This is a genomic window from Nonomuraea sp. NPDC005730, assembly GCF_040630865.1.
Taxonomy (GTDB): domain Bacteria; phylum Actinomycetota; class Actinomycetes; order Streptosporangiales; family Streptosporangiaceae; genus Nonomuraea.
In genome coordinates, this window is the sequence record NZ_JBEXYK010000019.1 from 104,712 (window position 1) to 123,994 (window position 19,283).

The 19,283-nt window shown below is 70.2% G+C and carries 17 protein-coding genes; 3 read left to right on the plus strand and 14 right to left on the minus strand.

Annotated elements, in window-relative coordinates; all coding sequences use genetic code 11:
- Positions 1-42: 42 nt before the first annotated feature.
- The 4 genes from uvrC to ABZ444_RS23205 form a co-directional block, all read right to left on the minus strand.
- Positions 43-1,947 carry an excinuclease ABC subunit UvrC gene (gene uvrC / locus ABZ444_RS23190; protein WP_358000390.1) on the minus strand — a complete coding sequence of 635 codons (1,905 nt, stop codon included), beginning with the start codon at positions 1,945-1,947 and terminating at the stop codon, positions 43-45.
- 103 nt (positions 1,948-2,050) lie between these two features.
- Positions 2,051-2,503: a Rieske (2Fe-2S) protein gene (locus ABZ444_RS23195; RefSeq protein ID WP_358000310.1), complete on the minus strand. Its 453-nt coding sequence runs from the start codon at positions 2,501-2,503 to the stop codon at positions 2,051-2,053.
- A 76-nt stretch (positions 2,504-2,579) separates the two neighbouring features.
- Positions 2,580-3,047 (minus strand): Rieske (2Fe-2S) protein, encoded by a 468-nt coding sequence (locus ABZ444_RS23200; RefSeq protein ID WP_358000313.1) that lies wholly within the window; start codon positions 3,045-3,047, stop codon positions 2,580-2,582.
- Positions 3,048-3,202: 155 nt separating this feature from the next.
- On the minus strand, positions 3,203-3,616 hold the full coding sequence (locus ABZ444_RS23205) for a Rieske (2Fe-2S) protein (RefSeq protein WP_358000316.1): 414 nt from the start codon (positions 3,614-3,616) through the stop codon (positions 3,203-3,205).
- A gap of 242 nt (positions 3,617-3,858) precedes the next feature.
- Between ABZ444_RS23205 and ABZ444_RS23210 the strand changes: the two genes are divergently transcribed.
- Positions 3,859-4,575, plus strand: a complete 717-nt coding sequence (locus ABZ444_RS23210; protein WP_358000319.1) for a DUF2306 domain-containing protein — start codon at positions 3,859-3,861, stop codon at positions 4,573-4,575.
- A gap of 70 nt (positions 4,576-4,645) precedes the next feature.
- Here ABZ444_RS23210 and uvrA read toward each other — a convergent pair whose 3' ends face one another.
- Positions 4,646-7,486, minus strand: a complete 2,841-nt coding sequence (gene uvrA / locus ABZ444_RS23215) for an excinuclease ABC subunit UvrA (RefSeq protein WP_357983431.1) — start codon at positions 7,484-7,486, stop codon at positions 4,646-4,648.
- 217 nt (positions 7,487-7,703) lie between these two features.
- Here uvrA and ABZ444_RS23220 point away from each other — a divergent pair, with 217 nt between their 5' ends.
- Positions 7,704-8,495 (plus strand): maleylpyruvate isomerase family mycothiol-dependent enzyme, encoded by a 792-nt coding sequence (locus ABZ444_RS23220; RefSeq protein WP_358000322.1) that lies wholly within the window; start codon positions 7,704-7,706, stop codon positions 8,493-8,495.
- Positions 8,492-9,148, plus strand: coding sequence for an MBL fold metallo-hydrolase (locus ABZ444_RS23225; RefSeq protein WP_358000325.1), 657 nt, complete (start codon positions 8,492-8,494; stop codon positions 9,146-9,148). Before ABZ444_RS23220 ends, ABZ444_RS23225 begins: the two co-directional genes overlap by 4 nt.
- Before the next feature lies 1 nt (position 9,149).
- Here ABZ444_RS23225 and ABZ444_RS23230 read toward each other — a convergent pair whose 3' ends face one another.
- The 9 genes from ABZ444_RS23230 to steA all read right to left on the minus strand — a co-directional run bounded on the left by ABZ444_RS23230 (position 9,150) and on the right by steA (position 19,212).
- A complete protein-coding gene (locus ABZ444_RS23230) occupies positions 9,150-9,425 on the minus strand; it encodes a hypothetical protein (RefSeq protein WP_358000328.1) in 276 nt (91 codons plus the stop codon).
- A gap of 35 nt (positions 9,426-9,460) precedes the next feature.
- On the minus strand, positions 9,461-10,288 hold the full coding sequence (pssA, locus tag ABZ444_RS23235; protein WP_352364447.1) for a CDP-diacylglycerol--serine O-phosphatidyltransferase: 828 nt from the start codon (positions 10,286-10,288) through the stop codon (positions 9,461-9,463).
- Complete coding sequence (locus tag ABZ444_RS23240; RefSeq protein WP_358000393.1) at positions 10,275-10,916, minus strand: phosphatidylserine decarboxylase; 642 nt, start codon at positions 10,914-10,916, stop codon at positions 10,275-10,277. Before ABZ444_RS23240 ends, pssA begins: the two co-directional genes overlap by 14 nt.
- Positions 10,917-11,024: 108 nt before the next feature.
- The gene (locus tag ABZ444_RS23245; protein ID WP_358000331.1) at positions 11,025-12,008 is read right to left on the minus strand and encodes a TerC family protein; all 984 of its coding nucleotides are present in this window, start codon (positions 12,006-12,008) and stop codon (positions 11,025-11,027) included.
- A gap of 176 nt (positions 12,009-12,184) precedes the next feature.
- Positions 12,185-13,777 carry a glycosyltransferase gene (locus ABZ444_RS23250; RefSeq protein WP_358000334.1) on the minus strand — a complete coding sequence of 531 codons (1,593 nt, stop codon included), beginning with the start codon at positions 13,775-13,777 and terminating at the stop codon, positions 12,185-12,187.
- 749 nt (positions 13,778-14,526) lie between these two features.
- Positions 14,527-16,119, minus strand: coding sequence for a lipid II flippase MurJ (locus ABZ444_RS23255; RefSeq protein ID WP_358000337.1), 1,593 nt, complete (start codon positions 16,117-16,119; stop codon positions 14,527-14,529).
- Between the two features lie 72 nt (positions 16,120-16,191).
- Complete coding sequence (locus ABZ444_RS23260) at positions 16,192-17,043, minus strand: hypothetical protein (protein ID WP_358000340.1); 852 nt, start codon at positions 17,041-17,043, stop codon at positions 16,192-16,194.
- Position 17,044: 1 nt separating this feature from the next.
- Positions 17,045-18,019 (minus strand): copper transporter, encoded by a 975-nt coding sequence (locus ABZ444_RS23265; protein WP_358000343.1) that lies wholly within the window; start codon positions 18,017-18,019, stop codon positions 17,045-17,047.
- Positions 18,016-19,212 (minus strand): putative cytokinetic ring protein SteA, encoded by a 1,197-nt coding sequence (gene steA / locus ABZ444_RS23270; protein ID WP_357983505.1) that lies wholly within the window; start codon positions 19,210-19,212, stop codon positions 18,016-18,018. Before steA ends, ABZ444_RS23265 begins: the two co-directional genes overlap by 4 nt.
- Positions 19,213-19,283: the final 71 nt, after the last annotated feature.

Consider the following 19,283-nt stretch of genomic DNA (forward strand, 5'->3'; position numbering starts at 1 on the left):
CCTCACTCCGTTCGCCGACACCCTGCGCTCCCTCGCGGGTGTTCACGATGTATCTCCCTTCAGCGTCGACACGATGACCTCGGCGAGGGCCGGCCCGATGCCGGGAACCTCGCAGATCTCGGCCGCGCTGGCCTCGCGTAGCTTCTTGACGGAGCCGAAGTGCTTGAGCAACGCCTGCCTGCGCGCCGGCCCGAGGCCGGGCACGCCGTCGAGCGCGCTCTCCTTCACTGACTTGGACCTCTTGGAACGATGGTAGGTGATGGCGAACCTGTGTGCTTCGTCGCGGACGCGTTGCAGCAGGTAGAGACCCTCACTTGAACGAGGCATGATCACTGGCTGGTCGTCGCCGGGCAACCACACCTCCTCCAGCCGCTTGGCCAGGCCGCACACCGCGACGTCGTCGATGCCGAGCTCGTCGAGCGCCCGCTGCGCGGCGGCCGCCTGGGGGCCCGCGCCGTCGACGACGACCAGGTTGGGCGGGTAGGCGAACTTGCGCGGTTTGCCGGTCTCGGGGTCGATGGGCCCGTGGCCGTCGTCGTCCTCGGCGGCCAGCTCGCCGGTGGCCGAACGTTCCTCCAGGTAACGCCGGAACCGCCGCATGATCACCTCGTGGATCGAGGCGACGTCGCCCTCCTTGGTCTTGATCGCGAAGCGCCGGTACTCGCTCTTGCGAGCCAGACCGTCCTCGAAGACCACCATGGACGCCACGACGTTCTCGCCCTGCAGATGGGAGACGTCGTAGCACTCGACGCGCAGCGGCGCCTGGTCGAGGTCGAGCGCGTCGGCGATCTCCTGCAACGCCTTGCTGCGCGTGGTCAGGTCGCCGGCGCGGCGGATCTTGTGCTGGGCCAGGGACTCCTTGGCGTTGCGCTCGACGGTCTCCATCAGCGCCTTCTTGTCGCCGCGCTGCGGGACGCGCACCTCGACCCGGGCCCTGCGCTGCTCGGTCAGCAGCTCGGCGACCGCCTCGGCGTCGGGCGGCAGCGCGGGCACCAGCACCTCGCGCGGCATCGACTCGGGGCCGGCCTCGCCGTACATCTGCAGCAGGAACTGCTCGACCAGCTCGCCGGGCGAGGTCTCCTCGACCTTGTCGACCACCCAGCCCCGCTGACCGCGGATGCGGCCCCCGCGCACGTAGAACACCTGGACGGCGGCCTCCAGCGGATCCTCGGCCAGCGCGATCACGTCGGCGTCGGTGGCCTCGCCGAGCACCACGGCCTGCTTCTCCAGCGCGCGCTGCAGCGCCTGGATGTCGTCGCGCAGCCGGGCCGCCCGCTCGTACTCCTGCTCGCCGGCGGCCTCGCGCATGTCCTTCTCGAGGCGCTTGATGAAGCGGGTGGTGTTGCCCGCCATGAAGTCGCAGAAGTCTTCGGCCAGCTCGCGGTGCTCCTGCGGGGTCACCCGGCCCACGCACGGCGCCGAGCACTTGTCGATGTAGCCCAGCAGGCACGGACGGCCGATCTGCCCGGCCCGCTTGAACACCCCGGCGCTGCACGTGCGCACGGGGAAGACGCGCAGCAGCAGGTCGACGGTCTCGCGGATGGCCCAGGCGTGCGAGTAGGGGCCGAAGTAGCGGGTGCCCTTGCGCTTGGCGCCCCGCATGACCTGGACGCGCGGGAAATCCTCCCCCATCGTCACCGCGAGGTAGGGGTAGGACTTGTCGTCGCGGTACTTGACGTTGAAGCGCGGGTCGAACTCCTTGATCCAGGAGTATTCGAGCTGCAGCGCCTCGACCTCGGTGCCGACGACGGTCCAGTCGACGTCGGCGGCCGTGGTGAGCATCGACTGGGTGCGCGGATGCAGCGCGGAGAAGTCGGCGAAGTAGGAGTTGAGCCGCTGCCGCAGGCTCTTGGCCTTGCCGACGTAGATCACCCGGCCGTGCGCGTCCCTGAACCGGTAGACCCCCGGCGACTCGGGGATCGAACCTGGTCTGGGCCGGAAACTCAAGGGGCTGCCCGCTGCTCTCGCCACGGTCAAAGACTAGTAGGCGCCACCGACAAGGTGACCCGCCGAACCTTCGGACGGCACGACGGGCTCACCGCGGTTCGGGTCACGCGAGGGTGATCTGGTCGCCCTCCACCTTGATCTGCTGGGCGGCCAGCGACTTGTCGGCCGGCCCGTCGGTGACCGAGCCGTCGGCGATGTTGAACTTGCTGCCGTGGCACGGGCACACGATCGCGCCGTCCGCGACGCTGCCCACGGGGCAGCCCTTGTGCGTGCAGATCGCGCTGAAGGCCTTGAACTCGCCCGCCGTCGGCTGCGTCACCACGATCTTCTGGTCCTTGAAGATCGTGCCCCCGCCGACGGGGATGTCGGCGGTCTTGGCCAGCGCGCCACCGGCCTGCGGAGCGCTGGACTGCGGGGCGCTCGACTGCGATGCGCCCGGCTGAGCCGCGCTCGACTGGCCGCCCGCGTCGGGGGCGGTGGCCGCCGGGGTCTCGGTGCTTGCGCCGCAGGCGCTGATCGCCAGCGCCAGCCCGCCCGCGCCGACACCCGCTATCACTGCCCGACGGCTTCGAAGGTCATCTCCCATGCGTCCCACCCAACCGGAGGCAGGTGAGAAATTCATGAGACGGGGATTAGGCGAGTCTGATCTTGTCACCGTCCACGGTGATCTTCTTCTCGGCGAGCGGCGCGCCGGCGGGGCCGTCGGCCACCGAACCGTCCTCGATCTTGAACTTGCTGCCGTGGCAGGGGCAGTTGATGGTGCCGTTCGAGACGCTGGCGACCGTGCATCCCGCATGGGTGCAGATCGCCGTGAACGCCTTGAACTCCCCTTCGGTCGGCTGCGTCACCACGACCTTCTGGTCCTTGAAGACCGCGCCGCCGCCCACCTGGATGTCGCCGGTGTCGGCCAGCGCCTTGGCCTTCTTCTTCGCCTTCTTCTTGGGCTCCGACGACGACTCCTCGATGGCCGGCTCATCGGCGGCCGGCGCCTCGTTCGCCGCCGTCGTCGGCGAACCGTAGCTCGCGCACGCCGTCAGAACCGCCGCGAGCCCGGCGCCTCCGGCGCCGAGCATGACCGTCCGGCGCGTCGTTTCTGTCATGGTGCGTCCTCCCAGGTCTCGGTCTCACATGCAGGTACGGCCGGCGCCCCCGCGCCGGTTCAGCCTGCACGACCCCAATCCCGGAAACCACGCACAATTACCCAGAACAAGCCTTCTTCGGTCCGCACCCGCGGACCGGGCCTCAGCCCGCGCTCTCAGACCACGACGATGCCGTCGCCCTCCACCTTGACCTGGTAGACGGTCAGCGGCGCGGTCGCGGGCCCCTTGGTGGCCTGACCGCTGTCGGCGGCGAACTCGCTGCCGTGGCACGCGCACGTGATGACGTTGTCCTTCGGGGTGCCGACCGTGCATCCCTTGTGCGTGCAGACCGCGCTGAACGCCTTGTAGACGCCCTTCGTGGGCTGCGTGACCACGATCCGCCACTCCTGCACGATCGTGCCGCCGCCGACGGGCACGTCCGCCGTCTTGGCGAGCACCTTGCCCTTGATCCCCGACACCGGCTGCGCCTTGGCGTCCCCCGCCCCGCAACCGGCCAGCGCCAGCCCGCACGCGGCCACCCCCGCCACGCCGAGCATCTCGCGCCGCCCGATGCCGCCGTTTTCGGGCATGGCTTCGCCCTGATTCGTCACCGTCATGAATTAGCCGACCCTTCGCGTCTCCGCCGACCCCCAGCAGGTCAAGCCGTTACCCGTGCTTCAACTTTATTGGCCCCACCCCTCGGTCCGCCCATCGGGTGACCGATACGGCCACCGTCGAGGCAACGAGCGGTCGGCGCACGGTCGGCGCACGGTCAGCGGACGGTCAGCGGACGGTACGCCCGCGGTCAGCGCCGGGCGCGAGCGTGTCGCTCATGACACTCACCGAGACTCCCACGCCCACGACGTCCGGGCCGCGCTGGTGGCGGCGGCCGTGGGTGGCTCCGCTCGCGGTGCTGGCGATCGCGTTCGTCGCCTTCTCGCTGCCGCCCTACCTGTCGCTGGACCCGAGCCGGTCGCGGGTGCCCGCGCCCGACTTCTTCCCGCCGCACTTCGCGGTGCTCTCCCTGCACGTGATCTTCGGCTCGATCGCGATGATCTCGTGCTGCCTGCAGGTCTGGCCGTGGTTCCGCGCCCGCCACCCGCGGGCCCACCGCATGATCGGCCGGGTGTACGTCTTCGGCGGCTGCCTGCCCGGCGGCCTGCTGGGCCTGGTGGTCAGCCTGACCACGCCCTTCGGCCCGGTGACCAGGGCCAGCGGGGTGGTGCTGGCGCTGCTCTGGCTGGGCTGCACCCTGGCCGGCTGGCGGATGGCCAGGCAGCGCAGGTTCGTCGATCACCGCAGGTGGATGATCCGCAGCTTCACCCTGACGATGTCGATCATCACCAACCGCCTGTGGGGCGTGGTGTTCGTCATCACGCTGTCACCGCAGCTCGACACCACCTTCCACGGCGACCAGGCGCTGCTGGCCGCCACGGTCGGCGCACTGAGCGCCTGGCTGGGCTGGGTGCTGCCGCTGCTGTTCGCCGAGTGGTGGCTGGAGCGCGGCGACGCCGCCAAGCGCCGCCGCCGCACCAGAGCCACCGCCTGACTCCCAGCGAAACCCGAGCCACCACCCGACCCACAGTGAGACACAGCCGCACCCCGAGCCGCCGCCTGACTCAGAGCGAAAGGATCTTCCGCAGGAAGCGCCCGGTGTGGCTCTCGTTGACCAGCGCCACCTCTTCGGGCGTGCCCGCGGCCACGAGCGTGCCGCCGCGGGACCCGCCTTCGGGACCCATGTCGATGATCCAGTCGGCGGTCTTGATGACGTCGAGGTTGTGCTCGATGACGATCACCGTGTTCCCGCCGTCGACCAGCCGCCCGAGCACGCCGAGCAACCTACGGATGTCCTCGAAGTGCAGGCCGGTGGTGGGCTCGTCGAGCACGTAGATCGTCCGCCCGGTCTGGCGGCGCTGCAGCTCGGAGGCGAGCTTGACGCGCTGCGCCTCGCCGCCGGACAGCGTGGTCGCCGGCTGCCCGAGCCGCACGTAGCCCAGACCGACGTCGTTGAGCGTCTGCAGGTGCCGCTTGATCGCCGGGATCGCGTCGAAGAAGGCCAGCGCCTCCTCGATCGGCATGTCGAGCACCTCGGCGATCGTCTTGCCCTTGTAGTGGACCTCCAGCGTCTCCCGGTTGTACCGGGCGCCGTGGCAGACCTCACAGGGGACGTAGACGTCCGGCAGGAAGTTCATCTCGATCTTGATCGTGCCGTCGCCCGCGCACGCCTCGCAGCGCCCGCCCTTGACGTTGAAGCTGAAGCGCCCCGGCTGGTAGCCGCGTACCTTGGCCTCGGCCGTCTGGGCGAACAGCTTGCGCACGTGGTCGAAGACCCCGGTGTAGGTGGCCGGGTTGGAGCGCGGCGTACGGCCGATCGGCGACTGGTCGACGTGCACGACCTTGTCCACCTGGTCCATGCCGTTGATGCGGGAGTGCCGCCCCGGCACCGTGCGGGCGCCGTTGAGCTCCTTGGCCAGCGCGTTGTAGAGGATGTCGTTGACCAGCGTCGACTTGCCCGACCCGGACACGCCGGTCACCGCCGTGAACACGCCCAGCGGGAACTCGATGTCGACGCCCTTGAGGTTGTGCTCGCGCGCGCCCTTGACCGTGATCTGCCGCTTCTTGTCGCGCTTGCGGCGCTTGGCCGGGATCGGGATGCTCCGGCGACCCGACAGGTACTGGCCGGTCATGGACTCCTCGCTGGCGAGGAGCTCCTGGACGGTGCCGGAGACCACGACCTGGCCGCCGTGCTCGCCGGCGCCGGGACCGATGTCGACCACCCAGTCGGCGGCGGCGATGGTGTCCTCGTCGTGCTCGACGACGATCAGCGTGTTGCCCATGTCGCGCAGCCTGATCAGCGTGTCGAGCAGGCGCATGTTGTCACGCTGGTGCAGGCCGATGGACGGCTCGTCCAGCACGTACAGCACGCCGACCAGCCCGGAGCCGATCTGCGTGGCCAGCCGGATGCGCTGGGCCTCGCCACCGGCGAGGGTGGCGGCGGCGCGGTCCATGGTGAGGTAGTCGAGGCCGACGTCGAGCAGGAAGCCCATGCGGGCGTTGATCTCCTTGACCACCCGCTCGGCGATGTGCATGTCACGGTCGGACAGCTTCAGCTCGGCCAGGAACTTCGCGCACTCGCCGATCGACATGGCCGCGACCTCGGCGATCGACCGGTCGTCGACCGTGACGGCGAGGGTGACCGGCTTGAGCCTGGCGCCCTTGCAGGCCGGGCACGGGATCTCGCGCATGTAGCCCTCGAAGCGCTCGCGCGTGGCGTCGCTCTCGGCCTCGGCGTGCCGGCGCTGCACCCAGGGGATGACGCCGTCGAAGGTGGTGTAGTACGAGCGCTGGCGGCCGTAGCGGTTGCTGTACCGGACGTGCACCTGCTCGTCGTGGCCGTACAGCAGCGACTTCTGGGCCTTCTTGGGCAGCCGCTCCCACGGCGTGTCGAGGGTGAACCCGACCGTGAGGCCGAGCGCCTCGATCAGTCTGACGAAGTATTCGCTGGTGTGGCCACCCGACCACGGGTGCAGCGCGCCGTCGCCGAGCGTGCGCTCGGGGTCGGGCACCACCAGGTCGGGGTCGACCTCCATCTTGGTGCCGAGGCCGGTGCACTCGGGGCAGGCGCCGAAGGGCGAGTTGAAGGAGAACGAGCGCGGCTCCAGCTCCTCGAACGACAGGTCGTCGTAGGGGCAGTAGAGGTGCTCGGAGTAGAAGCGCTCGCGGCCCGGGTCGTCTTCCGGCAGGTCGACGAACTCCAGCGTGATCGTGCCGCCGGACAGCTGCAGCGCGGTCTCGACGGAGTCGGTGAGCCGGCGACGCGAGGACTCCTTGACCGACAGGCGGTCGACGATGACCTCGATGTCGTGCTTCTCGTACTTCTTCAGCGTCGGCGGCTCCTCCAGCCGCACGACCGTGCCGTCGACCCTGGCCCGCGCGAAGCCCTTGGTCTGCAACTCGCGGAACAGCTCGGCGTACTCGCCCTTGCGGCCGCGGATGACGGGGGCGAGCACCTGGAAACGGGTGCCCTCCTCCAGGTCCATCACGCGGTCGACGATCTGCTGCGGCATCTGCCGGGCGATCGGACGGCCGCAGGCCGGGCAATGGGGCTTGCCGATGCGCGCCCACAGCAGGCGCAGGTAGTCGTAGACCTCGGTGATGGTGCCGACGGTCGAGCGGGGGTTCTTGCTGGTGGCCTTCTGGTCGATGGACACCGCGGGCGACAGACCCTCGATGAAGTCGACGTCGGGTTTGTCCATCTGGCCGAGGAACTGGCGGGCGTAGGCCGACAAGGACTCGACGTAGCGCCGCTGGCCCTCAGCGAAGATCGTGTCGAAGGCCAGGCTCGACTTGCCGGAGCCGGAGAGGCCGGTGAAGACGATCAGCGAGTCTCGCGGCAGGTCAAGCGAGACGTCCTTGAGGTTGTGTTCTCGTGCACCACGCACGATCAGGCGGTCTGCCACGGCGATCCCGGAGGTCGAAAGGCGGATAGGTCCACGGGGGATGGTAGACGGGGGCACCGACATTTTCGGCGAGCCGATCCCCGGCCCCCGAAAATCCGTCCTTCACAGGTTACGGCCATCTCCCGCGTCGGCAGGAGCCCTTTGACAGTCAACCACTTGACCTGCCGCTTTATGCCCGCACACGATCTTGGACACCTAAGTGATGAAATATCTGGACATGACCGTTCTACCCGCGGTGCAGGCCGAACTCGCCTCCGCGACCGACCGGCTGCTGACCACCGCCGCGTCCCTGTCCGACGCCGATGTCGCGGCCCCGTCCCTGCTGCCCGGCTGGACCAGAGGGCACGTGCTCGCCCACCTGTCCGGCAACGCACGCTCCCACCTCCGCCTCCTCGCCTGGGCCAGGACGGGCGTCGAGACCCCCCAGTACCGCTCCCCGGAGGCCAGGACCGCCGAGATCGAGGCCGCCGCCGCCCGTCCGGCCGCGCGCCACCTGGCCGACCTGGCCGACAGCGCCGCCCGTCTGGCCGCCGCGATCCGCGACCTGCCCGCGCAGGCGTGGCCGGCGCCCGTCCGGGGCATGCGGCCGCCGTCGCATCCCGCCTGGTACGTCCTGGTACGCCGGCTGCGCGAGGTGGGCATGCACCACGTGGACCTCGGCGCCGGGTACGGCCCCCACGACTGGCCGGAGACGTTCGTCCGCCGCGAACTGCACGACCTGCGCCGATCCTGGCCGTACGACCGCAGCACGGTGAGCGAGGTCATCCTGACCGGCGAGCCGGGGCAAAGGTGGCAGAACCTCGGCCACGGCCCGGCCGTCCAGGGCAGCCCGGCCGACATGCTGGCCTGGTTGACGGGAAGGTCGGACGGCGAGGGCGTTACCCTGGTGCCCGCGGGACAGCCGTCGCCGCCTGGTGACGGCGGCGCGCTCCTTCCCGAGCCGCCGCCGTGGCTGACGATGCCGGCCCCCGCTGATCTGCCCGCGACGCCCCCGAAGGACTACCCATGACCTACACCGGCGACGTCCGGGTCGGCGGCCCCGCCGACGTGCGCGAGCTGCCCGCCCTGACCATCTCCAAGCTGGCGGTCGGCCCCCACGACAACAACGCCTACCTGCTGCGTTCCACCGAGACCGGCGACGAGCTGCTGATCGACGCCGCGGCCGACGCCGACCGGTTGCTGGCGCTCGTCGGCGACCAGCCGCTCGGCGCGATCGTCACCACCCACCAGCACGGCGACCACTGGCAGGCCCTCGAACAGGTGGCCAGGGTCACCGGCGCCGAGGTGATCGCCCATCCGCTCGACGCGCCCGGCCTGCCCGTCCCGGCCGGCCGCACGGTCGACCACGGCGACACGATCTCCCTCGGCCCGGTCGGCCTGGAGGTCATCCACCTGCGCGGCCACACCCCGGGCTCGATCGCGCTGCTCTACGACGGCGGCCCCGACGGCCGTCACCTGTTCACCGGCGACTCCCTGTTCCCCGGCGGGGTGGGCAACACCGGCAGGGACGCGGAGCGTTTCGAGCGGCTCTACACCGACGTGACCGAGCGCATCTTCGACCGCCTGCCCGACGACACCTGGGTCTACCCCGGCCACGGCAAGGACACGACGCTCGGCGCCGAACGTCCCGCGCTGCCCGAGTGGAAGGCCAGAGGCTGGTAGCTCAACCGCCCGCGGCCAGCACGCGCACGATACGCACAGCCGCCAGGGCGGGATCGTCGGCCAGGCCCACGAGCTCGCCCCACGACCAGCGGTAGAACCACCCCTCGGGCAGCGGCACGCAGTCGATCGTCTCGGCCAGCAGCGCGGTGTCGGGATCGCTGATCCTCAGCGCGGGCGGGTTGGCCCGCAGGGTGGCGGCCAGCCCGCGCTGCTCCAGCTCCGTGGCCAGCTTGCCGAGATAGTACGTACGCGTGTGCTCGCGCGGCATGGCCGACATGAATCCATCAAAGCCGAAGATGGATGAAAAATCCCCTAGTTGCCGATGCGCTCGGCTTCCTTGCGCAGCTCCCGCTTGTAGAACAACATGCGCAGCGGGATCGCCGCGACGAGCGCGATCTGCATGGTCGCGCCGATCTTGATCGGCAGGTCGCCGCCTTCCGGCCAGGCCACCCAGACCGTGAGGAAGGCCACGTTCACCATGATCCACCCGAGGACGACCGCCGCGAGCTGCCCCTTCGGCTTGGGGTACTCGATCCGGCTGACCATCAGCCAGGCCACGCCGAGCACCGCGAACAGCGCCCAGATGCTGGGCTGGAACAGCAGCACGATCGAGATCACGGTCATGGCGCCCATGGGAATGGGCAGGCCCATGAAGTCGCCGCTCTTGGTCTTGACGCACGCGAAGCGCGCCAGGCGTACGACACCGGCGACCAGCACGGCCGCCGCGGCGGTGACCACCGCGATGAACGGCACCGAAGGCGGCGCGCCGACGCCCCAGATCACGACCATGAACGCGGGCGCGAACCCGAAGCTGATCACGTCGGCCAGGTTGTCCAGCTCGGCGCCCATCGCCGAGGCGCGGAAGCGCCGCGCGACGAGCCCGTCGAACAGGTCGCAGGTCGCGCCGATGAGCAGCAGGACGATGGCCGTGGCGAAGTAGCTCGGCGTGGGCGTGAACTTGCCGTCGGCGACCGTGAGCTGCTGAATCGCCGAGTAGGCCAGAACGCAGACCGCGAGGAACCCGCAGACCGCGTTGCCCAGCGAGAGCGAGTCCGCGGCGGACAGGCGGAACGCCTTGCCCACGGGACCGCGGGGCTCTTCCTCGCCCGCCTGCCAGCTGCCGGCGTCAGCCGTGGTCAATTCTGGTCACCCCCGCAACCGTCTTCTCCCCCACGGTGACCGCGGGCGAGATGCCTTCGGGAAGGTAGATGTCGACCCGCGAGCCGAACCGGATGAGGCCGATGCGCTCGGTCTGCGCCACCTTGGCCCCGGCGCTCAGGTACGGCACGATCCGGCGCGCCACGGCGCCCGCGATCTGCACCATCTCGATGTCGCCGAGCGCGGTCTCGAAATGCCACACCACGCGTTCGTTCTGGTCACTGTCCTTGTTGAACGCCGGCAGGAACCCACCTGCGACATGCTGCACGGACGTGACATTTCCCGCAAGAGGCGCACGATTGACGTGCACGTTCAGGGGGCTCATGAAGATCGCGACGCGGGTGCGGCCGTCCGGCCAGGGGTCGATGCTCTGCACCACGCCGTCGGCGGGCGACAGGATGCGCCCCTCGCCAGGATCGCGCTCGGGGTCGCGGAAGAACCAGAGCATGCCGCCGGTGAGCGCACCCAGCGGGGCCGCAGCCAGGGCCCAGCGCCGGTCTCGGCGCGTCAGCAGCGCGGTGGCGGCCGCCGCGGCCGCCGTCGGGAGGAGCCACGGGGAGACCCCGCGCGCGAGCCGGACGCGGCTCGACTTAGCAGAATCGTCTGACACGTACAACCTTTGGTGGTGACTGGACTAGGCGCTTTGCCATGCTGTTACGGAACTCGCAACTATTACACGGCGCAACTACACAAGCAAAGCGCCTCGATAGCCGTTCCGCTAGACCTGCTCCGGGTGCGTGTGCTCGCCTTCGCCGCTCGTCATGCGGGCTTTGATCAGGCTCGCAACCGTGGTGATCGCCATGGTGGAGCCGATGACCGTGAGCGACACCCAGATGGGAATTTCGGGTGCCCAGGAGACGCCGCTGGCATGCAACGCCTCCATTATCAGCTTAACCCCGATGAACCCGAGGATGAACGCCAAACCATAGCTGATGTAGACGAGTCGCTGCAGCAACCCGCCCAGCAGGAAGTAAAGCTGACGCAGCCCCATCAGGGCAAACGCGTTGGCCGTGAAGACGACGTAGGGGTCTTTGGTGAGCCCGAAGATGGCCGGAATCGAGTCGAGCGCGAACAGCAGGTCGGTGGTGCCGATGGCGACCATCACGATGAGCATGGGGGTCACCATGCGGCGGCCGTCGATCTTGACGCTGACCTTCGAACCGACGTACCCCTCGGTGGTCGGGAACGCCCGGCGCACCCACCTGAGCAGGATGTTCTCGTTGAACTCGTCTTCCTCGCCCTTGAGGTGCTGCCGGATCAGGTTGACGGCGGTGTAGACGAGGAAGGCGCCGAAGACGTAGAAGAGCCAGCTGAACCGCTCCAGCGCGGCGGCGCCGAGGGCGATGAAGATGCCGCGCATGACCAGCGCGAGCACGATGCCGACGAGCAGCACCTTGTGCTGGTAGGGCCGCGGCACCGCGAACCTGCTCATGATGATGAAGAAGATGAACAGGTTGTCGACGCTCAAGCTGTATTCAGTGATGTAACCGGCGAAGAACTCCCCCGCCTTGGCGGCCCCGAAGGTGGCCCACAACCCCACGCCGAACAACGCGGCCAGGGCGACATAGAAGGTGACCCAATATCCGGCCTGCCGCATGGAGAACTCACGGGCCTCGCCACGGTCGACGATCCAGAGGTCAAAGGCGAGGACGACCAGCAGACCGCCGATGACGGCGATCCAGGCCCACACAGGTACGGTCACGGTTCAAACCCTCCGGCATGCATGACTCATTGCCGGAGGTCTCTCCCGCCCGCGAGCAACGCGGACCGGCAGCCCCGGGGGCCCCGTGGAGTGGGGCTGCACCGTGATGACGAGGCTGTCGCGAAGGGATACTCCCCTCCCTAACCCACGCAGTATACGCCGACACTCTGATCCCATCATCCATTCGATCTTGTCCCCTCGTACATCCCGAGGACGCTCTCCACGGCATCGTCACCGTCCGGCAACTCCCGTCCCCGCCGGGCCGCCGCCTCGGCCAGCGTCCGCGCCGTCCCCGGCTCGCCCAGGACCTTGCGCAACGCGCCGCGCAGCCCTTCGGCGTCCCCGTACGGCACCAGCATCCCCGCGTCGCCGACCAGCCACGGGATCCCGCCGACGTCGGACGCCACCACCGGCTTGCCCGCCATCAGTGCCTCGCTGAGGCTGAGCGGCAGCCCTTCCCAACGGCTGCAGTTGACCACGACGGACGCGGCCGCCAGCAGGTCGGGGACGTCCTCCCGGTCTCCCAGGAGCAGGACGGGAAGGCTTCGCCCCCGGATCCGGTCCTCGAGCTCCGCCCGCAAGGGCCCCTCGCCCGCGACGGCGAACAGGGGCGCCGGCGACTCCCACGGCCCCGCCGCCACGTCCAGCAGGGTGTCGAGCCCCTTCTGCTGGGCGAGCCGGCCGATCGTCAGCACGACAGGACGATCACCCGCCCCCAGTTCCTCCCGCACCTCCTCGGGCCTGCGCCGGGCGGGCCGGAGCGGCGGCGCCGGCACCACCGCCTCCGCCACCTCCCGGGCTCCCAGGGCGGTCATCCGCTCCGCCAGGTCCGGCGAGACCACCAGCACCCGGTCGGCCCGCCGCGCCACGATCCGCTCCAGCACCCCGTAGACGAACCCCACGAAACCGCCGGCGGTCAGCGCGTTGTGCAAGGTGACCACCACTCCGGGCCCCTTCCCAGATCGCCTCGCTGCTCGCCTCTTCCCCTCCCGGCTGTCGCCCCTTCGTCCCCCTGTGTCTTGAACGGAGCCCCTCCGGTCCCTTACCTCGCGTTCCCCTGCGTCTTGAACCGGCGCCCCTTGGCCTGCAGTCTCCAGCCCCACCGCGTCTTGAACCGGCGCCCCTTGGCCTGCAGTCTCCAGCCCCACCGCGTCTTGAACCGGCGCCCCTTGGCCCGCAGTCTCCCGACGCCCGACGTCCTGAACCAAGGCCCCTCGGTCTCTCGCCTCCCGGTGCCCAGCTTCTTCAACCGGGGCCAGCCGGCCCCTTGTCCCTTGAGCCCTGAATGCCCTCAGCGCCAGGCTCGTCAACGCCCCCGCTCGCAGGCCATGGGCGTGCACGACGTCGGCGTCGCGCGTCAACCGCCGGATCGCGAGCACCGCGCGCAGGTCGTTCAGCGGATGCGGCCGGTCGGACACGGGTACCTCGGCGAACGCGGCTCCCGCCGCCCGGAAGGAGAACGCCTCCTCGACGCTCCCCGGCCCCACCACCGCCACCTGGTGCCCGCGCTGCACCAGCCCTTCGACGAGCATCCGTACATGCCGCCCGGTCCCACCCGACGTGGTCCCCATCACAAAAGCCACCCGCACGACCCCTCCTAGGCCCTCACCGAGACCGCAGCCACACCTCAAAGCTGAAACCGTAACCCTTTTCACGCCGCAGCTTCCCGATCTCACCCGCACAACCCGCCGACGCCCAGTACCGGCCCTCCACAGGTACCCAAGGCTGGCTGCCGCCCCCCGACCACCACGCCTTGGACTGCACGCCATGACCACCGACCAAGCAACCAACCGCGCTGGCCCCTGTGTCCGAAGCCAAGGATCCAAGGTTCCCCAGCCCCATGACACCTTCTGGATGCCGGGCAGTTCGACAGCCCCTGAGCCCCCAGGAGTGTGATCGCCTTCACACACCCGTCAGCCCCGTGGTGCCTGCCCACGAAAGGTCCGGCACCACTGGAACCATGCGCCCGATGCCCTGCGCCCCTTTCAAGGCCAGACACCTTCTCAAGGCCAGACACCTTCCGCAGGCCACGCCCCAGACGGCTCCTGGCCCTGCATGGCCTGTCACCTACCGCAGGCCAGCCCCACAAAGGCAAGCCTCCGAGGAAGCTATGCCTCACACAGAAGACCCCGCCTCCGGAACCAACCACCAACGGCAATCCACGCACCGCGGAAGAGCAGGAACTAAAAAAATCAAGGGCCGCGCCACCAAGAACCCCGCGCCACCAGGCGTGCCAGCCCCAAAAGCCGCGAGGGACCAGCCGTCCAAGTGTCAGAAGCCGTGCAGGACCAGCCGTACGCGACCAGCCGCCCGAGCCCTAGAAGCCGTGCGCGACCAGCCGCCCGAACTCCGAAGCCGTACGCGACCAGCCGCCCGAACCCCCGAAGCCGTACGCGACCAGCCACCCGAACCCCCGAAGCCGTACGCGACCAGCCACCCGAACCCCCGAAGCCGTACGCGACCAGGAACCGCCGGAGCGCACCTACCGCACCCTAGGCAAAAGATCAGTGGCAGTGGATCAGGCGCCCCGTCGGAGCAGCCCAGCCACCACCCTGGCATCCGGCCGGTCCACCACCGCCACGACGACGGCCCCCACCACCACGGCCACGATCGCCGCCAGCACCACGGCACCCACGTTCGGCCAGATGCCCGAGACGCCGAGCCACCTCACCACCCCAGCCCCCGCCAAATACCCCAGCACACCACCGGCGACCGCCGCCCCCGCGGCCCTGGGCAGCCCCGCCGCGGCACCGCTCCCGCGCACCCGCACCACGGCCGCGAGCAGCAACACCCCACCGGCGGTCATGCCGACGCTCATCCCCAGCGCCATCCCGCCGATCTTCCACCCGGCGGGCAGCAGCAACACCAGCACGGTCTGCGCGACGATGACGACGAGCCACCCCACCACCGTCCCGGTGGCAGCCGCGCGCCCGAGCCCGGCCGCGTAGAGCACCCGGCTCAGGTGGGCGATGAGCCCGTAGCCGACGATGCCCGGCGCGAACAGCGCGATCGCCAGGGCGAGCTGAGGCGGCGGCACCTCGCTCCTGCCTCCCAGGAACACCACCGCCCCAGGCCCCGACGCGGCGGCCAGCACGCCGGCGGCCAGCCCCGTGACCAGCACCACGGCCCGGGTGGTCCGCGCCGCCAGCGCCGAGAAGGCGACCGCGTCGCCCGCCTGCGCCGACAGCCGGGGGAACGCGCTGGTGGCGATCGGCACGGCCAGCACCGCGTACGGCACCAGGTAGATCGCCCACGCGTAGTTGTAGACGGTGAGGGCGCCGTTGCCGATCGCCTTGTTCGACAGCAGCACCACGACGATCATGGCGGCCTGCTGGGCGAGCAGCGCCGCGATCCCGGCCAGCGCGAGCCTGCGCACCTGCCCGGCCACACCGTCGGGGAAGCGTAAGGTGGGCCGCCACCGCAGCCCCAGCCGCGACACGGGCCCGAGCACGGTCAGCACGAGCGAGAGCACGCCCAGGCTGGTGCCCACCGACAGGGCCAGCTCGGCGGGCCCTGGCAGGTGCGCCGGGTCGACCATCCCCGAGCTGAGCGGCACGAACAGCAGGTACGCCACGATGACCACGATGCTGGACACCAGCGGCGCGACCGCGGGCCCGGCGAAGCGGTTGTGCGACTGCAGCACGCCGTAGAGCACGACGGCCACGCCGTACAGAGGGATCTGGGGGGCGAAGACGACCAGCATCCGGGTGGCGAGGGCGACGAGCTGGGTCGTGTCGCACCCGTTGACGGCCTCGCCGAGGAACAGGCCGATGACCGGCCGGGCGAACAACGCGGTGAGCGCCCCCAGCGGCACCAGGACCACGACGACCCACGTCAGCAGCGCCGAGCTGATGTGCCCGGTACGCTCGCGCGAGGCGGCGGACCCGGCCAGCACCGGGACCACCATGCCCGCCAGCGCACCCCCGACGACGACCTCGAAGACGATGTTGGGGATCTGGTTGGCCGTCATGTAGGCGGTGGACAGGCAGTTGGTGCCGACGGTCTGGGCGAAGGCGTACTGCTTGGCGAAGCCGGCGATCCGCGCCAGCACGGTGATCGCCCCGATGAGCAGGGCGCCACCCGCCACGCCCCGCGCCGTCACGCTCCGCACCCGGCCTCCCCCGCCCAGTATCCGGTCACGCCGACATCCTGGCAGGTGCGACCGACAATCGCGCGCGGAGGGTCACACGTGGTCGACGGGACGCCGCCCGAGCATGTCGATCCGGTTGAGCACCGGGTTGGCGGCGATGACCTTGGTAAAGCTGACCTTCTCCGAGGCGGCGGTGAGCGCCGCGACCGTGCCCAGGAGGACGAGCCTGCCGGGCCTGCCGAGCTTGGTGACCGCGGCCAGCCCGAGCAGGGCGCCGAGCGAGTTGGCGCCCGCGTCGCCGAGCATGGCGCGCTCGCCGAGGTCGTCGGGCAGCAGCGCCGCGGCGGCGCCCAGCGGCACGGCGACCAAGGCCGCGGCGGCGGGCGAGGACCGCAGCAGCGAGACGGCCAGCAGCGGCCCGCCGGCCAGCAGCCCGACCTTGATCGCCCGCCCGGGACGCAGGTCGAACAGGTTGGCGAGGTTGGCGGCGCCCGCGATGGCCGCGCCGTTGACCAGGGTGTCGACGGGCCCGTCGGAGACGAGGGCGGCGGCGCCCAGCCCGGTGGCGCCGATCCCGAGGATCTTGACGGCGCCGCTGGTGACCTCGCCGCGGGCCAGAGCCGTCAGGTGGCCCTTGAAGCCCTTGGAGGACGTGGTGCCGTAGAGGTCGTCGTAGGCCCCGAGGGCGCCGGTGCCGACGCCGGCCAGCACCGCGGCCAGCCGGGTACGCGGCGCCAGGCCGGGCGTGAGCGCGGCCGCGGCGCCGGAGCCCGCCACGAACGCGGGCCCCTCCAGCAGGGTGATGGGCTCGCCGCGATGGTTCTTGCGCGTCCAGCGCCCGCCCAGGTCGGCCGGACGGTTCCGGGTGAAGGCGGAGTAGGCGGCACGGGCGGCGGCGGCACCGATCGCGGCGCCGGCCAGCGCGTAGAGCAGGCCACGGGCCATGTCAGCTCCCTGACTGGGTCGGTGAGGGTGTGGTGGACGGCAGCGCGGGCTGGGTGGCCGAGGCCCCCTTGCCGATGCCGTACTGGCCGGCCCGCCCGCTCAGTTGCTCCCGGAGAGCGTAGACGACCACGACCCGGCCCGTGGGCATATCGACGGTATCGACGGTGGACACGCGCTTGGCGACGTCGCCGTCGTCGCGCAGGGCACTGACCGCGCCCCCGGTGACGGCCGCGTTGGCGGCGCTGCCGACCAGCACCGCGCCCTTGCCCCCCGCGTCGAACCGGTCGGCGACCGAGACGAGCGCGCCCAGCTGGGTCTCGGCCTGCTCCCCCTCGTACGTCTTCTCCGGCGCGAACATCACCGCCAGCATGGCCCGCTTGGCGGTGTCGCCGTCGGTGCTGACCAGCCCGCCCGCCTCGAACCCGCTGATGACGGCGGCGGTCGCGGCGTTGGGGGTGCCCGCCTGGGCCTGGTCGGTGGTGAGCAGCGTGGAGGCGAGAAGTGCGCCGGCCTTGTCCCAGACGGTCGCCGTGGACGGGAAGACCATGTCGACCGGTTTGAGCTGGTTGACCAGGCCGTCGAGCACGCCGCTGCGGTCGGGGTCGAAGAATTTCTCGGTCAGCGTGACGCGCCCGCTCACCTCGGCGCCCGCCTCCTCCAGCACCTGCTGCTCGGCCTCGCGGAACGTGGTGCTCGACCCCGGCGCCTCGACCAGCAGCACGCGCTGGCCGGTCAGCTCGCCGGCCACCAGCTTCGGGGTGACGCTGGTGACGAAGGCGTCGTTGCCCGCTTCGCGGCCCTGGAGCTGGTCGATCTGCACGCGCAGCTCGTCCTTGGTCTTGGTGAGCTGCGCGGTGAGCTCCTGCGCGGACTTGACCGCGGGCTCCTGCAGCAGCGTGGTGCCCAGGACGATCCCGACGGCCAGCGCCAGGAAGATCGCGACGATGGAGACGACGTGGTAGCGAAAATCGATCACGAGAAGAGTCCGACCAGCCAGAAGATGAATGCGTTCCAGACGTCTTGCAGGCCGTTCAGCCAGGTCTGGCCGAGCGGTGACAGGAAGAGCGCGACCCCCATGGTGATCAACGCGGTGATCACCAGCAGCAGGAGCTGGGAGGTGGTGATGCGGCTGCGGTAGAGCCTGCTCACGCCCTTGGCGTCGATGAGCTTGCTGCCGATGATCAGCCGGGTCAGGAAGGTGCTGGCCATGCCGGAGCGACCCTTGTCGAGGAACTCCTCCAGGGTGCCGTGGGTGCCGACCGCGACGATCAGCTCGGCGCCCTTGTCGTCGGCCAGGAGCATCGCGATGTCCTCGCTGGTGCCGGTGGCCGGGAAGATGACCGCCTCGCGGCCGAGCTGGTGCACCCGCTCCAGGCCGGGGGCCCGGCCGTCGCGGTAGGCGTGCACGACGAGCTCGGCGCCGCAGGTCAGGGCCTTGGTCGAGACGGAGTCGAAGTCGCCCACGATCACGTCGGGGAGGTAGCCGGCCTCCAGCAGCGCGTCGGCACCGCCGTCGACGCCGACGAGGACGGGCCGGTATTCCCTGATGTAGGGGCGGAGGGTGGCGATGTCTTCCTTGTAGTGATATCCGCGCACCACGATGAGGACATGTCTGCCCTCCATCGGGGTGCGGATCTCAGGCACGCCGACTCCGTCGATGAGAAGCTTGCCCTCACCTCGAACGTACTCCATCGTGTTGACGGCGAAAGCCTCGATCTGCACGGCCAGCCCGGCGCGCGCCTCGGCCATGGCGGCCTCGACGGCCTCGGTCGTCTGCTCGTCGCCCTTGCCCACGACGTCGTCGTCGAGGTAGATCACGCCCTCGTGGACGCGGACGACATCGCCGTCCTTGACGCGTTCGAACAGCTCGGGATTGGCGTTGTCGACGAACGGAACGCTCGCGTCGAGCAAAATCTGGGGCCCCAGGTTGGGGTAGCGGCCGCTGATGCCCGCGGCGACGTTGACCACAGCCGCCGCGCCGCACGCGACGAGCGCCTCCGCGCTGACCCGGTCAACGTCGACATGGTCGATAATCGCTATTTCTCCGGGCTGGAGGCGCTTGGTCAGCCTCTTGGTTCGCCGGTCGATTCTCGCCACTGCCGTCACACCGGGAAGGTCACCGACCTTCCTGCCACGGAGGCCCGGCATCTTGCTCCCCGGAACCTTCATCATGACCATCCTGCCAGAGGGAAACAGCGCGGAGGCCAAGCACTACGCCGCGTGTCCACTATGTCACACAG